The organism is Methylobacterium nonmethylotrophicum (genome assembly GCF_004745635.1).
GTDB lineage: Bacteria > Pseudomonadota > Alphaproteobacteria > Rhizobiales > Beijerinckiaceae > Methylobacterium > Methylobacterium nonmethylotrophicum.
In genome coordinates, this window is the sequence record NZ_SRLB01000055.1 from 1 (window position 1) to 13,640 (window position 13,640).

Genomic DNA, 13,640 nt, shown 5'->3' on the forward strand with positions numbered 1-13,640 from the left:
GGAAAACGGGGCTGTTCGCTTCGTCATGGCTCCATCCTCTCAGAAGGGGGAGCCTCCGGGAAACCCGGGGCGGTTCACCCCGGTCTGGCAGTTGGTGATCTTACCGGCCGAGCCTGTGTACTGCCGGCCCACACCGCATGAGGCTTTGCCCTGTTTGAGAAAACCGGTCTCGTCGATCACGAGAACCGCGTCGGGTGCGGCAAGCGTCTCGACGACGTAGTCACGCACGACATCGCGCAACGCCTCCGCATCCCAGTGCGTGCGACCGAGGATGGCCTGCTGGCGCCAGGGACCCGGGTCCCCGGCAGCCTCAGCCCGCATCCAGCCGGTTTTGCGCCGCTCACCCCCGAGCAGGCCGTCCAAGAAAGCGTTAACCGAGGCGGCGACACTCGGGGCGGCGAACAAGGGGCGGATGCGCTGTTTGGCCTGTCGTAGCGTCCTGGACCAGAGCTCCAGCGTGGATTGGAGCGAGGCTTAGGACATCGCGCTCTCCCATCCGAAACCTCTCAGATAGGAGCCTTTCCCTTCAACTGTAATGCTAAAAGCGTGGGACAAAACTGGTGTGAGTGGGTTGGGAGCGTATGGACGCTCTCGTTCCCGACGACCTGTGGGCAGTGATCGAGCCGCTTCTGCCGTTTGAGCCTGAGAAGCCGAAAGGCGGTCGACCGCGCACCTCGGATCGGGCGGCGCTGGCTGGCATCATCCTGGTTCTGCGCACGGGCATGCAGTGGAAGCTGTCAGCGGGCGTTGAATACTGGTTCTTCCGCACTTCGTGCGGCGCGGAACGACAGGTCAGATCGCTATGAGGGCGCGCTGGCGCAACAGCGCGAAGCCCGCGCGGCCGAACATCGTGCGCTTGAGCATCTTCTGCCTACCGATCTGCCCCTCCACCGGACTCGTCGACCAGGGCGTCGTGATCGTGCCGCGTAACGCGTCCCTGTCGCCCTCGAGGCCGACGGCGAACTTCGCCAGCGGCGTCGCAGCCGCCGCCGCGAACCAAGCCTCCAGGCTCTCGCCCGAGCGCCGTCGCACGAGGTCGGCAAAGCGCGTCGCGACGGCCACGCTCTTCGCCAGATCGGGTGCCTCTACCCGTAAGCGATCGAGGAAGCGGCGATCGTCCGCAACGAGCGTGCTCGGGTCCGCCTGCAGAAGCCACGCCGTCCGGTTGATCGACGGGGGCCGCCATGGCGGCGCGCTCGTCGAGCCGGGCGTGGCGTCCATCACGTCCGTGCTCGCGCGACGCCGCCGCATCGCCCAATCCCGCACCATACGCGGACGGATGTCGGCGCCCGCGTGGATCAGCCCGCGGGCGAGTTCGGCGGCGTTGCGGCAGCCGGCCTGCCAGCGCGCCTCGAGATGATCGCGGTAGGGGTCGAGGATCGTCGGCACGATGCGGCGTCGCTGCCAGGAGGGCGGTGCGTCCTGGCGCAGCCAGACCCGCACCGTCTTGCGATCGAGATCCAGAGCGCGAGCCATGCCGGCCACCGAGGCGCCGGCCTCGGACAGCCGCTTGAGCTCGGAGTGCCGAGCCCGACGCGGCGCGTGCGTCGCCTGCTTCCGAACCTCGATCGCCGTCGGCGGCCGCGCGGCTCCCGCCACAGCCCGCGCCGCCTCGACCTCGTAATCGACGCGCGCACGACCGACGGCGCGGATCACGCCATGATGATGGGCAACGATCGCATGCAGGGCGACGCTAAGGTTACGCAGCAGGTGAAAACGATCGAGCACGTGCTGGGCTTGCGGCGCGCCCGCGCGGGCGCCCTCGGCGAAGACGTCGGCGCGGTCGCGAGCGATGACCTCGATGCCCGGATGGGCGCGCAGCCACGCGGCGACGCTCCCGGCGTCCCGGTCGGGCAGGAGATCGAGGACGGTGTGACGTTCGAGGTCGACGACCATAGTGCCGTAGCTGCGCCCGCGCCGCCAAGCCCACTCGTCGATGCCGACGACGCGCGGCTCGGGTTGCGTCGGCAGTGGCGCCGCACGCACGAGGCGCACGAGGGTATCGCCACTCACCGGCATCGCGAGACGATGCGCCATACGGGCGGCGGGCGCACCACCGAGGGCGAGACCGAGATGGCGCTGGAGCACGCGCAGCCGCTCGGACCGGCGGGCGTGAGAGACGGCGACGTCACCAACGCTCTCGCTGAAGGTCCGCCGCGGACAGGCTGGGTTCGCACAGCGGAAGCGTTGCAGCCGGAGGCGCAGGCGGACGGACCGGCCCTGCTAGGGAAAATCGGCGAGGGTGCGCTCGCAATGACCGTGCTTGCGCCCTGCTGACGATCGACAGGTGGGACAGCGCGTCGGGCTCGGGCGGGGTACAACGCGCACGATGAGCGGGTCGGTCGCCGGCTCGATGCCGACGACGTTCAAGCCATCGGGCACGAGGGGCAGGATACGGCGGGGCATGGCGTCCTCCGGAAAGCCGATCTCCGGAGATGGGGCACGTCACGCCGGCCGGCACACTTCGCCACACGAAGTGCGGAAGAACCAGACTTCGGTGCCCGTTGATAGAAGCACCTGCCGCGTTTTGAGGTGGGCTGCAGCGGCAAAACGAGTTGGCGGCGGCTCGGCACGTGGCAGGCAGCCGGTGTTTGGGCCGCCCTGCACCGCGTGATGATGGAGCAGCTTCAGGACGCCGATGCGCTCAACTGGTCGCGCGCGGCCCTCGACAGTAGGAGCCTGCCGGCAAAACGTATGGCCCGCCCCGTCCGCAAGTGGCTCTGGATCCGCTGGTCTGAGCAGTCTGCATAAACGTATCCGGCCTTCGGGCGAGCCCTTGGCCAAGATGGAGATCCGCGCGTCCTGGGCCTCATAAAGGGGTCGGCGTCGAGCGCCATTTTTGCCGGGAGGCTTCCAGAACACCGATCTACTGTCAGGCCATCTTCCTCTCACCGCTCGCAGACATCGGAAGGCCGGCGCGCGCCGCGCCAGCCAAACTCGGATCAGGCGGCCACGGCCGTCGCCTCGTAGACGCGCCCGTGGCGCAGCAGCGCCCAGACGATGCGCGCCATCTTCGCCGCCAGCGCCACTACCGCCGTGTTGGCATGCGCCCGCGCCAGAAGCCCGCGCAGCCACTGCCCGAGCCGCGTATCACTTTGCCGGAGCGTCGGCATCGCCGCCCGGGCACCCTGGATGAGCGTTTTGCGCAGGTACTTGCTGCCGCGCTTGGTGATGCCGACCAGCCGGGGCTTCCCGCCGGTCGTCACCTGCCGCGGTACGAGGCCGAGCCAGGCGGCGAGGTCGCGTCCGCGGGCGAAGCTTGCCACGTCGCCGATGGCCGCAATCAGCGCGGTCGCATTGAGCGCGCCGATGCCTGGGATGGTGGTCAGCCGACGCGCGTTCTCGTCCGTGCGCGCCTGCTCGGCGAACTCAGCATCGAGCGCGGCGATACGCCGGTCGAGGCCCTGCCAACGCTCGCGCACCTCAGCCACGAGGGTGCGCATGCGCGGTGTGAGCGAGGAGCCCGCTCTTGTGTCGAGTAACGCAGCCAGACAGGCGGCCAGCTTGGCCCGCCCTTGCGCGACGACATGGCCGCGCTCCAGAAGGATGGCGCGGACTTGGTTCATCAGCGCCGTGCGCTCGCCCACGAGCTGGTCCCGGACCCGGTGCAGGGTTTGCACGTCGAGCTGCGCCTCGGACTTGAGCGCCACGAACCGCATCGTCGGGCGGGTGGCCGCCTCGGCGATGGCTTCGGCATCGCGGTCGTCGTTCTTCTGCGCCTTGACGTACGGGCGCACGTATTCCGGCGACATCAGCCGGACCGTGTGTCCCTGCTCTACGAGGGCGCGGCCCATGTGGTGCGCACCGCAGCACGCTTCCATGGCCACGACGCACCCCGGCAGCTTCGCGCCGAAGGCGATCACCGTCTCGCGCCGCATCTGGCGGCGCAGCACGACCCGCCCGCTCGCATCCAGCCCGACAAGGCTGCAGCTGTTCTTGCCCAGATCGATCCCCAGCACCGCGATCGTCATCGTTCCGCTCCATCCCTCATCTCGGCCGCGCTGCAAGCCTAGCAGTGCAGCCCGGTGAGGGGCGGGCCATCCATAAAGGGGGCTCCGCGACGGGCCCGAACCCGACGGACCGGGGCAAGCCGGGGACGAAGCGCCACCTCGTCGTGGACGCCAACGGCACGCCGCTCGGCCTGACGCTGACCGGGGCCAACTGCAACGACAGCCGTATGCTTGCGGCTACCCTCGACGCGGTGCCGGGCGTGCGCACGGGCCGCCGGGGCCGTCCGCGGCGCAGACCGGACAAGCTGCACGCCGACAAAGGCTACGATCATCGTCGCTGCCGGCACGAGTGCCGGGCACGCGGGATCGTGCCACGGATCGCTCGGCGTGGGGTGGAGAGCCGCGAGCGGCTCGGGCGCTATCGCTGGGTCGTTGTTTGATCGCGTTGCAGGCGTCAAGTTGGACGAGAGCGGTCGCCGCCGGATCGTGGTTGTTTCCGCGGTCGGCCCCTCTGACCGCCGCACCATGCGTCTCGAAGCGAGGCTCACCATGTCGAACGCGCGGTCCGGCTCGACACCGGCCGCAAGACCCGACCCCGGGATGGCCCTGCTCGCGTCCCGGCGGGGACGCCCTTGTCCGCCTCACGCTGGCGGAACTCGATGAACGGTACCCGTGCGTGCGTTCAGTACGTGCCTCACGCGGCAGCCGGCGGCCACGGCTGGAACGGTGTTCCCGCTCGCCACATCGCGTGCAACACGACCGCGAGTTTGCGCGCCACCGCGACGGCGGCGTGCTTGAAGCCCATGCGCTCGGCCAGTGCCCGTCCCCAAGTCTTCAGGGCCGAGTCCTGCCGCACGCGCACCAACAGGCTGGCCGCCGCCTCGAACAGGTAGCTTCGCATCAGCCGGTCGCCGCGACGCGAGATCCCGCCCGTCCGGTCGATCTCGCCGGACTGACGGCGGACCGGCGTCAGCCCGAGATAGGCCCCAACGGAGCGTGAGTGGCGGAAGTGCTCGGGCGCCTCGATGGCGGCCGCAAAGCTCGTGGCGACGATGACCCCAACGCCGGGGCAAGTCATCAGCAGGCGGCAGGTCGCATCGCCCCTGGCCAAGGTGATGAGCCGTCGATCCAGGACACCGATCTGGCCGCGCACGGCGCGCCATGCCGCCAAGAGCGGCTCGACGATGACGGCGACGGTCGGACGGGACGCGATGAGGTCTTGCACCCGGATCTCGAAGGCCCGCCCCGCTCCCTTGCCGGCCATCAAACCGAACGTCTTGAGCGTGCTGCGGATCTGATTGGACAGGTCAACCGCTACGCCCATGAGCTGGGCGCGGGCGCCGATGAGGTGGCGCACGGCATGGGCGGCGTAGCTTTTGACGCGGGCCTCGCGGTACCAACCCATGCGTACGAGTTGCGCCAGCGTCTCTGCATCGCGCGCGTCGGTCTTGTTCCGCTGCAGGGCCGTGGCGGCTCGCGCATGCCTCGCATCCAGGCAGACGATGGGCAGGCCGAGCGCCTTGCAGGTGTGGTAGATCCAAGGGGTCAGCGGCCCCGTCTCCAGGCCGACGCGCAGGAGATCGGGGGCGTGACTCCGCAAAGTCGTGGTGAGCACATCCGGATCGCTGGCGCGTTTGCCGCGCCAGACCGTGGCTCCGGTCTCGTCGATAACGTGGATGGCGGTCTCTTCGTTGGAGACATCGAGGGCGCCGTACTGGGGCATGGAGGCGCTCCGATGCAGGTAAGGACGCGGCCATCAGACCGCATCGCGTCACCCTCAGCAGCCTTCAATTCCGGCTCGGGTCGCGATCAGCGCATGTCGAGCGCGCCTTCGCCTGGATGGCCCGCTTCCGCCGGCGGGCCATCCGCTACGAACGGCGCGCCGACCTCCATCTCGCCTTTACCACCGTCACCTGCGCCCTCATCTGCCGCAAACAGGTCAAACGGTTTTGTCCCTGACTTTAATTGACCAAGAGCGCGAGACGGTTCAAACTATGAATTGCTAGGATTTTAGGCAGTGATCAGACATGTTGTGTCGATGGTTGCTGATTTTGTTGGCGTCGAGCGTCTCTGCCGAAGCGCACCCCAGCGCTTCGCAAGGTGACGTGGGCACACCGCAGACGCTCACCGAACCCGTGTACGTCAGGCCTATCTATGGCGCCTATCGCCGGTGCGGAGGCGCCTGCCTCAAGAGCGGGTTGCTGACGTGGTTCTGTGGGACAAAGACGATCTGCATTCTCAACTGCGCGACTGGCCCCCCCCGCCAGGCGCTGCGCGTCACGTTGAGCCGCTTCGACGCTCTACTGAAAAGAAGTGCGTGACCCGCGGGAGCGAAATATCCTGAAATTAAAAAATGACAGCCTGGAGTAGCTTGCGCCACTAACCCCAACCAGAAAAGTCTCTTAAACTCCAAGGTCAACACGGCCATCCGGTCGGCTTCGATCCTGTTCGAAATCATGTCGGCTTCAGAACTGTGCACGCAGCCGTGTCCCGAAGATAAAGGCCGGCCCACGATCCCGATTGTATCCGGGGCTTACTACGATCTGACTGTCGAACGTCAGTCGTATAGAAGGCGCCAGCGGCAAGCTGTAGTAAGCTTCGACGATCCTCTCGGCCCCAGGGTGGGGCAATCGACCGTCCCCGACGAGGATGCCGAGTCCTCCGGCATCGAAGTAGGCTTGATGCGGGCGGGTGATACCGTTGATGACGCCGGCTAATCCCACGGTGTCCGATGGGCGTCCCCAACGCTCACCCGCGATCGACAATCCCGCTGCCAAGGTTCTATCGACGTCGGTGAACTCGTACGGCTCAACATTTCCGTCGGCCAAGCCGCATCGGACGAACATACCGACGTCGGGCAAGATCTGCTGTTCGAGGTTGAAGCTGAGCCCTGGGCGGCTGCGGTAGCGGCGGACGGTCGCCACATCCGCGGGCCCGCCCGTCACCATTGCCAGACGAACCGCGTCGTCGAAGCGACCCATGCGGCCGCGACTGAGAAAGCCGGTGACCTTGATCTTGCCGGGTCGTCCCCAAAGTTCATGCCTCCGTTCGATCTCGAGAACGGCTTGATTTTGATTGAAACCTGGGTCCAGATCCTTGCTGTTGGGGACAATAGAGAGGTCGAAAAAGCCCGCGCGGAACACCCAGGCGTCCTGGTACCACTCTGCTGCGGCGCCGACCGTATAGCCCCACGCATTCGCAGCGTAATCGAATGTGCCGGTGTCAATAAGGGCCCAGTTGAGGAAGTCGGTTCGTGGGTCGTGGGCGTACCTGTTGGTGTCGAAGACATCAGCGACGCTGAACTTCCCTAACGTCAGCACGATCCTGTCGGCCTGCCGCGACCCGCCGAGCTGGTTCAGATCTGGATCGACCCTCTCGGTTTCGCCTCCCAAGCCGATTATCTGGCGGATGAAAGCGCGGTGAAGCTTCACGTAGGGGGTGATGCTGCCGACCTTGTAAGCTTCCCCGTTTGGGAAACCAGCGACACCAAGCGTGGTACTGAGACCAAAACCCTGATCGACCTCCGGGTTTAACCAAATCTCTGCCCCGGGCCACAGCCGCATACCCGCGTAGAGCGTGAAATCGAAGGTCTCCTTAATCTGCCCTTTGGCGTTGAGGCTGTTCGGCCCACGGTAGGGCGAGCGAAACCGAGAATTGCCCTGTGTGACGAAGGTGGTCTGGGCGCGAATGGCCCAGTCTTCTTCGACGAAAGCATCTGACACCGGAGCGTCCGAAGAGGGCGAACGCGACGTATCCTTCATCTCCGATCCGGCAGAATTCCAAACCGCGTCGCCGGTCCGAAAGATCGGGATGCTGGGTCCGCTGCCCGTGGTCAGCTTGAAGTCGGAGCCGCTGTCGGAAGCGTCAGCGCCGCCCTTTGCGTTGAGATGGTCGCCGAACCAATCGACGAAGGTCGGCCTCGACGGCATCGAGCGACCGAGCGGGAGGTCAGCCGTTCGACCGAACTCAACCGACATCAGCAACAGGGTCAGCGCACCCATAGCGGCTGCAGGGAGGGCGCAACACCGGGTAGGCATCGTGAATGCGGGCCCGAATTGATTAGCTGTTGCTATACCGTAAGCGGTGTGCTCAGGCCACGAGGAATGCTCAATCCGCTGCAGCAACTGCAGTGTCCTGCTGGTGCCCGACCTCAAGCCGGATGCTCCGGCTTGCCATAAGGATTTCGCACAGGAAGCCTGCAATGGCGGCGATCGTGAAGGCCAGAGCCAGTCCAAAACAACCGTAGAGCACCGTCTCCGTTGTCGCGTTCCTCAACTCGCCGATGAAAAGCACCATGGCTGCGATGCCCGTCAGGAACCCCGCCAAAGCCACGAGGCACACAGCTCCGTCGAGCAGGAGGGATCTCCGCTGCAATTGCGACAGCTGACGCGCCAGCCTTTTGGTCTCGCGGGAAGGCCCCTTCTTAAGATCCTGGGAGAGGTCACGGACTTGGTCCCCGATCCGGCCGTGGCGCGTTGCGAAAACGTTGAGCAAGGTCGCCAGGGCCGAGAGTAGAAAGATCGGGGTCAAGGCGACTTGGATGATGTGAGACAGATTGTCGAGGGCAACAGCAGTCGGATTTGGCATGCCGAGGCTCATAGGCAAAGCAGGCCTTGGATACCAGGGCCGATCGCGGGCGGTTTGACGCTTCGCCACGTGCAGCCCTGCAGAGCGCGGTCGCGACGCCATCCACTGAACCAACGCGCCGTGATTAACCGGCCATTAACCGCAATCCCTAACCCTTCCTTCAGGATTTTGCGAGTCGCGCCGGCATCGATCGTCCGCTCGCCGGATCAGGGGAGAGAACAGATGGCCGGGAGCGAGGGCGTCTCTGGATCCGCCATTGCGGCGGCAGGCCTGCGGGTGCAGCAGGGCCGCCTGCGCGTCATGACCGAGAACCTCGCCAACGCAAACAGCACCGCGAGCACGCCCGGCGGCGACCCCTACCGGCGCAAGATCGCGGTGTTCGAGCCGGTCGGGGCCGATGCCGAGCCGACCGGTCGCGTCGTGCGCGACACCAGCCCGTTCCGCTCAATCTCCAGCCCCGGGCACCCCGCTGCCGACGCGCAGGGCATTCTGAAGCTGCCCAACGTCAATCCTGCCACCGAGATGGCCGGGTTGCGCGCGGCGATGGGCGCCTACGAATCCAATCTGAAGGTGATCGCGACGCTCGACGACCTCAACAGGCGCACCGTCGACCTGCTGAAGATCTGAGGAGCGTCATTCGCTTGAGACGCCCGTTCGTTCGGCTCCGCGGCGCAGCGGATGCGCGCGGCGCCGATCGGCGAGCGCGTGCAGCACGGCTCTCCAGACCGGCTCGGGCTGCTCGGGGTCCAGAAGCTCGCCCTCGCTCAACGGCTGCACGGCTCCTGCGGCTGATGCGTCCAGGGGAACCAGTGTACGCCCGGTGTCGCAGCGTAGCGCCTCGATCGCCGCAATCAGCGAACCCGAGCGCGCCAGGGTGCGGGCGATGTCGTCCGGTGGAACACCGAGGTGCTCGCCGAGAAGCGCATCGCGCAAGCCGAGGATCTCTGCCGCGACGGCTCGATCGGTCGCATGGCCAGGCACGGCTTCGACGGCCAGATCGCATTCCGTATCGAGGCCCATCGAGCGGTTGTTCAGGTTGGACGAGCCGATCTTCAGCAGGCAGTCGTCGACGATCAGCACCTTGGCATGCACGTAGATCGGCTGCCCGGCTGCGGTCACCGGACGATAGATGCGGAAGCGTCCGAAGCGGTCCGCGCCGCGGATACGCGCCAGAACACGGCCGCGTCCCCGTCCCATGGCCGCTTCCTCGAGCCAGCCCATGGCACGCTCGGGATTGATCACGACGATCTCGGGCCCGTCCGGCTCCCTCAGACGGGATGCCATGGCCTCGGCGATGCAGCGTGCGGCGAAGTACTGACTCTCAATATAGATCGTGTGTCGCGCGGCTGCGATGGCGGCGAGGTAGAGTTGCTCGATCTCGTGCACGTTGGGGCGGCCGTGAAAGGGCGGCGCGGTCCGGGCGATCCCCACCTGCACGTCGCGCAGAAGCGGCCTCAGCCCGTCGGGCCAGGGGTCTTGCGTAGATGGACCGGGCGGCGCGATCCGCTCGCCGGTAGCATAGTGCCAGCGCTCGCGCGCAAGGTCACCGAGGGCTGACGCGGCCGCGCCGTCGACCGCGACGGTGGCGTCGTGGAACGGCGCGTAGGCGCGTCCCGACGGGCGCACCCGGCGCGTGTCCTGGTCGGCATGGTCGCGGGTGTCCCAGCGGTCGTCCGTCATGTCGATGCCGCCGCAGAAAGCGAGCGCGTCGTCGATCACCACGATCTTCTGGTGATGCGAGGCTCCGGGCGGGTGGGCACTGTCGAGCCGGAACTGGAAGCCGCGGGCCCGCATCGAGTTCAGAAGGTAGAGCGGCGTCGTGCCGCGCGCCAGCGTGCCGAGGACCCCTAAATTCCACTGCAGCACGCGGATGCTCAGCTCCGGCCGGCGCCGGCCGAGTTCGGACAGGAACGGGCCGAGTTCCTCCGGCAGGCCCGGCAGCGGGTGGTCGGGGTCGAGCTTGATGCGGGTGTCGAACTCCCAGCCGATGAACAAAACCGCGTGGCGGGCGCGCAGGAGGGCGCTGCGCAGATGCGCGAAGTAGGCGGCGGCATCCACGATTGGGGCAAAGCGCGCCGCAGGCTCGACGCGCCAGCAGGTCAGGCCGGACTGCAGCAGCTTCGCCCCGCCCGTGAGCGGGACCGATGCCGTATGGGGCGGATGATGCATCGGCGCGTTTGGTCCCCGGGATGGCGGCCCGCTGCATCGTCGCGCTGCAACAGGGCGCGGGCAGCGCTTTGGTGTCTGCGTATGAACCCGCCCCCCACTTAGTGCGTTCCCGATCCGACCTGCGGCGGCAAGGCTTCTGCAGGTGCCGCTTGCGAGGAGGTTGCGCTGGTCGACTGGATCGTAGCCGCGATCGAGCGGACCGGCTATCTCGGCGTCTTCCTGCTGATGCTGATCGACAACATCTTCCCGCCGATCCCCTCTGAGGTGATCATGCCGCTGGCAGGCTTTGCCGCGGCGCGCGGCCAGCTCAGCCTCGTCGGCGTGTTCCTCGCCGGCACGGCCGGATCGCTCTCCGGCGCGCTGGTCTGGTACGGCGTGGGGCGCTGGCTCGGACGCGAGCGCTTGCGGCGCTTCGCGGCCCGGCACGGGCGCTGGCTCACCCTGAGCCCGGCGGAGGTCGATCGGGCCGGCGCCTGGTTCGCCCGGCGCGGCGGCGTCACCGTCCTAGTCGGTCGCGTCGTCCCGGGCGTGCGCAGCCTGATCTCGGTGCCGGCCGGGGTGGCCGGTATGCCGCTCACGCCCTTTCTGGCCTACTCGGCTCTCGGCACGATCGTCTGGACCGGGCTGCTGACGGCGGCCGGCTACGGGCTTGGCGAGAACTACCGCAGCGTGGGCCGCCTCATCGAGCCGATCGGCAACGGCGTGCTGGTCCTGGCGCTCGTGCTCTACCTCTATCGTGTCGCCACCTTCGGACGCCGGAGCGGCGTTCGGGGCTGAGGCGCGGCAGAAACAGTCCTTTGCCGGCGTGATCGCGCGACGCTCGCTTCAGCGGAACGCGAACAGGCAGGCCGTGACATGACGTAGAGGAGTTCGCGTGAAACGCTTTCTGATCCTGGTTGCCGTCGCGGTCATGGCCACCCTCCCGGCCCTCCTGCTGCGCGCGACGGGCTGGCGGCCCAGCCCGGTCCTCGATGCCGCCGCCTTCGGCAGCGCCATTCTGGCGGCGGGCTTCCTGCTGTCTTGGGGAGCGGAGACGGCCGAGCAGCATATCGCGCAAGGCCTGATCCTGGCCGTGGTCGCCCTGGTGACCGTGCTGCCGGAATACGCGGTCGATCTCTATTAAGCCTACAAGGCCGGGCTCGAGGGTCCGGGGTCGCAATACGTTCATTACGCCGCCGCCAACATGACCGGCGCCAACCGGTTGCTCGTCGGCTTGGCCTGGCCCCTGATGGTGTTCCTGCATTGGACGAAGGACCGGCACCGCGCGGTCGATCTTGCCCCTGTCAATGCCGTCGAGATGGGCTTCCTGCTGCTTGCCAGCCTCTACGCCTTCGTGATCCTGTTCAAGCGCAGCATTTCCGTCGTGGATTTCGCCGTGCTCGCGGCCATCTTTGCGGCCTACGTCTGGCGCGTGCGCAACCTTCAGAAGAGCGACAATCCGGACGAGGCGGAGGAGCCGGGGCCAGCTGCCGCTCTAAACGCCTTGTCTCCCGGCCAGCAATGGGCCGCGATCGGGGCTCTGGTGGCCGTGGCCTGCGGCGTCATCCTCGCCTCGGCCGAACCCTTCGCCGAGGCCATGGTGGGCACCGGCCGGGCGATCGGGCTCAACGAGTTTCTGCTGATCCAGTGGCTGGCGCCCCTGGCCAGCGAGGCGCCGGCCATCTCGGTGGCGGTGCTGTTCGTGCTGGCCAACCGCGCCGGCGACGGGCTGATCGCCATGATCAGCGACAAGATCAACCAGTGGACGCTGCTCGTCGGCATGCTGCCGCTCGCCCTGAGCGTCGGCGCGGGCGCGATGAGCCCCCTGCCGCTCGATGCGCGCCAGGGCGAGGAGTTCTTCCTGACAGCGGCCCAGTCGCTGCTCGGCATCGCGCTCCTGCTGCGCCTGCGCCTCGGCCTCTGGTCCGCGCTGGCTCTGGCCGGGCTGTTTGCCGTGCAGGTCGGGCTCGCCTTCGTCTACCGCAACGACGAGGCGCGCACGATCGCGACGCTGACCTGGCTCGCCTGGGTCTATCTCGGCCTAGCCGGCCTTCTGTTCCTGATCAACGGACGCCGCCTTGTGGCCTTGGTGCGCAGCGCTCTCACCGGTCAGCCGTCTGAGGATCTCTCGGATGGCACACGAACCGACCTGGAGCCATCGGCAGACGAGAGCCGCGTCCCGTCTACGGCCCGCTGATCGGAGCGGTCCGGGCGGAGCCGACAACTCCGCCCAGCCCTGCCGACCTACTTGCTCGGCATGATCTTTCCGTCCGCCCCGACCCTGATCTTCTGCGACTGGCTGCCGGTCATCACCGTGATCTTGTACTGCACGCTGCTGGCCTCACGCTCGACCTCGGCCTCGGCCGCCTTGCCGCCTGCCTTCTGCTCGGCGGTCGCGACCGCCTGCTTCAGGCTCGTGGGGGCGTTCTGCACGTCGGACGGCTTCAGGCGGATGAAGTAGCTCTCGATCGGGTGGTTGTCGCTCTTGGTCACCTGCCCCGTGGTCGCGTCGATGTGGTGGTCGGTGAGCTTACCATCGCTGCCGAGCACCTTGATTTCAAAGTACGGTTTGCCGTTCCCGCTCTCGAAGTCCGCCTCGATCGCGCGACCAGGTCCCTTGCTCTCGGCCGTGTCGAGCGCCTGGGCGAGCGAGACCTTGGCGGTCTGCAAACCTTCGTGCTCACGCTCCTTGTGACCGGTCGTGCCGTGGGCAGGTTGCGCAGCACCCGGAGGGGCAGCCGCAGGGGCCGGCGCCTGGGTAGGCGGGCTCGTCTGGGCCGCAGCAAATCCGGAAAGGAAGAGGAGCGGAGCGAGGGAAAGGGCGATCCGGGACATGGCGTCTCCTGTAGCTTGGTGGGCAGCCGCAAAGCTGTGCGGCCTTAACGCAGGAGTGATTGGACGGTTCGCGACGGCGGCTCTCCCGTGCAACGTTGGACGCAAATCCGGCTTGGCGGC

10 protein-coding genes and 6 pseudogenes are annotated in these 13,640 nt (G+C 67.2%); 8 read left to right on the top strand and 8 right to left on the bottom strand.

What is annotated here, in order from left to right:
* Nucleotides 1–75: 75 nt before the first annotated feature.
* Nucleotides 76–456 (bottom strand): annotated as a pseudogene (locus EU555_RS33925) (transposase); the annotation flags it as partial.
* A gap of 125 nt (nucleotides 457–581) precedes the next feature.
* Between EU555_RS33925 and EU555_RS33930 the strand changes: the two are divergent.
* Nucleotides 582–734 (top strand): annotated as a pseudogene (locus tag EU555_RS33930) (transposase); the annotation flags it as partial.
* A 58-nt stretch (nucleotides 735–792) separates the two neighbouring features.
* Here the strand turns inward: EU555_RS33930 and EU555_RS33935 are convergent.
* Entirely contained in the window at nucleotides 793–2,205 is a 1,413-nt protein-coding gene (locus tag EU555_RS33935) for an ISL3 family transposase (RefSeq protein WP_048444046.1), read from the bottom strand.
* Between the two features lie 306 nt (nucleotides 2,206–2,511).
* On the opposite strand from EU555_RS33935, the pseudogene EU555_RS33940 reads away from it, so the two are divergent.
* Nucleotides 2,512–2,694, top strand: a pseudogene (locus EU555_RS33940) (IS5/IS1182 family transposase); the annotation flags it as partial.
* A 248-nt stretch (nucleotides 2,695–2,942) separates the two neighbouring features.
* Here the strand turns inward: EU555_RS33940 and EU555_RS33945 are convergent.
* Nucleotides 2,943–3,971 (bottom strand): IS110 family RNA-guided transposase, encoded by a 1,029-nt coding sequence (locus tag EU555_RS33945; protein ID WP_048444047.1) that lies wholly within the window; start codon nucleotides 3,969–3,971, stop codon nucleotides 2,943–2,945.
* A gap of 74 nt (nucleotides 3,972–4,045) precedes the next feature.
* Here EU555_RS33945 and EU555_RS33950 point away from each other — a divergent pair.
* Nucleotides 4,046–4,384, top strand: a pseudogene (locus EU555_RS33950) (transposase); the annotation flags it as partial.
* A 260-nt stretch (nucleotides 4,385–4,644) separates the two neighbouring features.
* Here EU555_RS33950 and EU555_RS33955 read toward each other — a convergent pair.
* The gene (locus EU555_RS33955) at nucleotides 4,645–5,673 is read right to left on the bottom strand and encodes an IS110 family RNA-guided transposase (RefSeq protein ID WP_048444048.1); all 1,029 of its coding nucleotides are present in this window, start codon (nucleotides 5,671–5,673) and stop codon (nucleotides 4,645–4,647) included.
* A 92-nt stretch (nucleotides 5,674–5,765) separates the two neighbouring features.
* On the opposite strand from EU555_RS33955, the pseudogene EU555_RS33960 reads away from it, so the two are divergent.
* Nucleotides 5,766–5,909: pseudogene (locus EU555_RS33960) on the top strand (IS5/IS1182 family transposase); the annotation flags it as partial.
* Nucleotides 5,910–6,415: 506 nt separating this feature from the next.
* Here EU555_RS33960 and EU555_RS33970 read toward each other — a convergent pair.
* The gene (locus EU555_RS33970; RefSeq protein ID WP_053080306.1) at nucleotides 6,416–7,951 is read right to left on the bottom strand and encodes a carbohydrate porin; all 1,536 of its coding nucleotides are present in this window, start codon (nucleotides 7,949–7,951) and stop codon (nucleotides 6,416–6,418) included.
* Nucleotides 7,952–8,057: 106 nt separating this feature from the next.
* Entirely contained in the window at nucleotides 8,058–8,537 is a 480-nt protein-coding gene (locus EU555_RS33975; RefSeq protein WP_048444058.1) for a DUF2721 domain-containing protein, read from the bottom strand.
* 222 nt (nucleotides 8,538–8,759) lie between these two features.
* Here EU555_RS33975 and EU555_RS33980 point away from each other — a divergent pair, with 222 nt between their 5' ends.
* Nucleotides 8,760–9,164: a flagellar basal body rod C-terminal domain-containing protein gene (locus EU555_RS33980; protein ID WP_048444049.1), complete on the top strand. Its 405-nt coding sequence runs from the start codon at nucleotides 8,760–8,762 to the stop codon at nucleotides 9,162–9,164.
* Between the two features lie 6 nt (nucleotides 9,165–9,170).
* Here the strand turns inward: EU555_RS33980 and EU555_RS33985 are convergent, their stop codons facing one another.
* Nucleotides 9,171–10,706: a phospholipase D-like domain-containing protein gene (locus EU555_RS33985; RefSeq protein ID WP_048444050.1), complete on the bottom strand. Its 1,536-nt coding sequence runs from the start codon at nucleotides 10,704–10,706 to the stop codon at nucleotides 9,171–9,173.
* A 225-nt stretch (nucleotides 10,707–10,931) separates the two neighbouring features.
* On the opposite strand from EU555_RS33985, the gene EU555_RS33990 reads away from it, so the two are divergent.
* The 3 genes and pseudogenes from EU555_RS33990 to EU555_RS33995 form a co-directional block, all read left to right on the top strand.
* Nucleotides 10,932–11,483, top strand: coding sequence for a DedA family protein (locus EU555_RS33990; RefSeq protein WP_091891680.1), 552 nt, complete (start codon nucleotides 10,932–10,934; stop codon nucleotides 11,481–11,483).
* A gap of 97 nt (nucleotides 11,484–11,580) precedes the next feature.
* Nucleotides 11,581–11,829, top strand: coding sequence for a hypothetical protein (locus tag EU555_RS37375; RefSeq protein WP_236012820.1), 249 nt, complete (start codon nucleotides 11,581–11,583; stop codon nucleotides 11,827–11,829).
* A gap of 51 nt (nucleotides 11,830–11,880) precedes the next feature.
* Nucleotides 11,881–12,882: pseudogene (locus EU555_RS33995) on the top strand (sodium:proton exchanger); the annotation flags it as partial.
* A gap of 47 nt (nucleotides 12,883–12,929) precedes the next feature.
* Here the strand turns inward: EU555_RS33995 and EU555_RS34000 are convergent.
* Nucleotides 12,930–13,520 carry a PepSY domain-containing protein gene (locus tag EU555_RS34000; protein WP_091891677.1) on the bottom strand — a complete coding sequence of 197 codons (591 nt, stop codon included), beginning with the start codon at nucleotides 13,518–13,520 and terminating at the stop codon, nucleotides 12,930–12,932.
* Between the last annotated feature and the right edge of the window lie 120 nt (nucleotides 13,521–13,640).

What these genes read in the sequence shown, in the direction of transcription:
- EU555_RS34000 (WP_091891677.1), bottom strand. Translation starts at nt 13,520, where the DNA reads ATGTCCCGGATCGCCCTTTCCCTCGCTCCGCTCCTCTTCCTTTCCGGA.
- EU555_RS33975 (WP_048444058.1), bottom strand. Translation starts at nt 8,537, where the DNA reads ATGCCAAATCCGACTGCTGTTGCCCTCGACAATCTGTCTCACATCATC.
- EU555_RS33970 (WP_053080306.1), bottom strand. Translation starts at nt 7,951, where the DNA reads ATGGGTGCGCTGACCCTGTTGCTGATGTCGGTTGAGTTCGGTCGAACG.
- EU555_RS33990 (WP_091891680.1), top strand. Translation starts at nt 10,932, where the DNA reads ATGCTGATCGACAACATCTTCCCGCCGATCCCCTCTGAGGTGATCATG.
- EU555_RS33985 (WP_048444050.1), bottom strand. Translation starts at nt 10,706, where the DNA reads ATGCATCATCCGCCCCATACGGCATCGGTCCCGCTCACGGGCGGGGCG.
- EU555_RS33980 (WP_048444049.1), top strand. Translation starts at nt 8,760, where the DNA reads ATGGCCGGGAGCGAGGGCGTCTCTGGATCCGCCATTGCGGCGGCAGGC.
- EU555_RS33955 (WP_048444048.1), bottom strand. Translation starts at nt 5,673, where the DNA reads ATGCCCCAGTACGGCGCCCTCGATGTCTCCAACGAAGAGACCGCCATC.
- EU555_RS33945 (WP_048444047.1), bottom strand. Translation starts at nt 3,971, where the DNA reads ATGACGATCGCGGTGCTGGGGATCGATCTGGGCAAGAACAGCTGCAGC.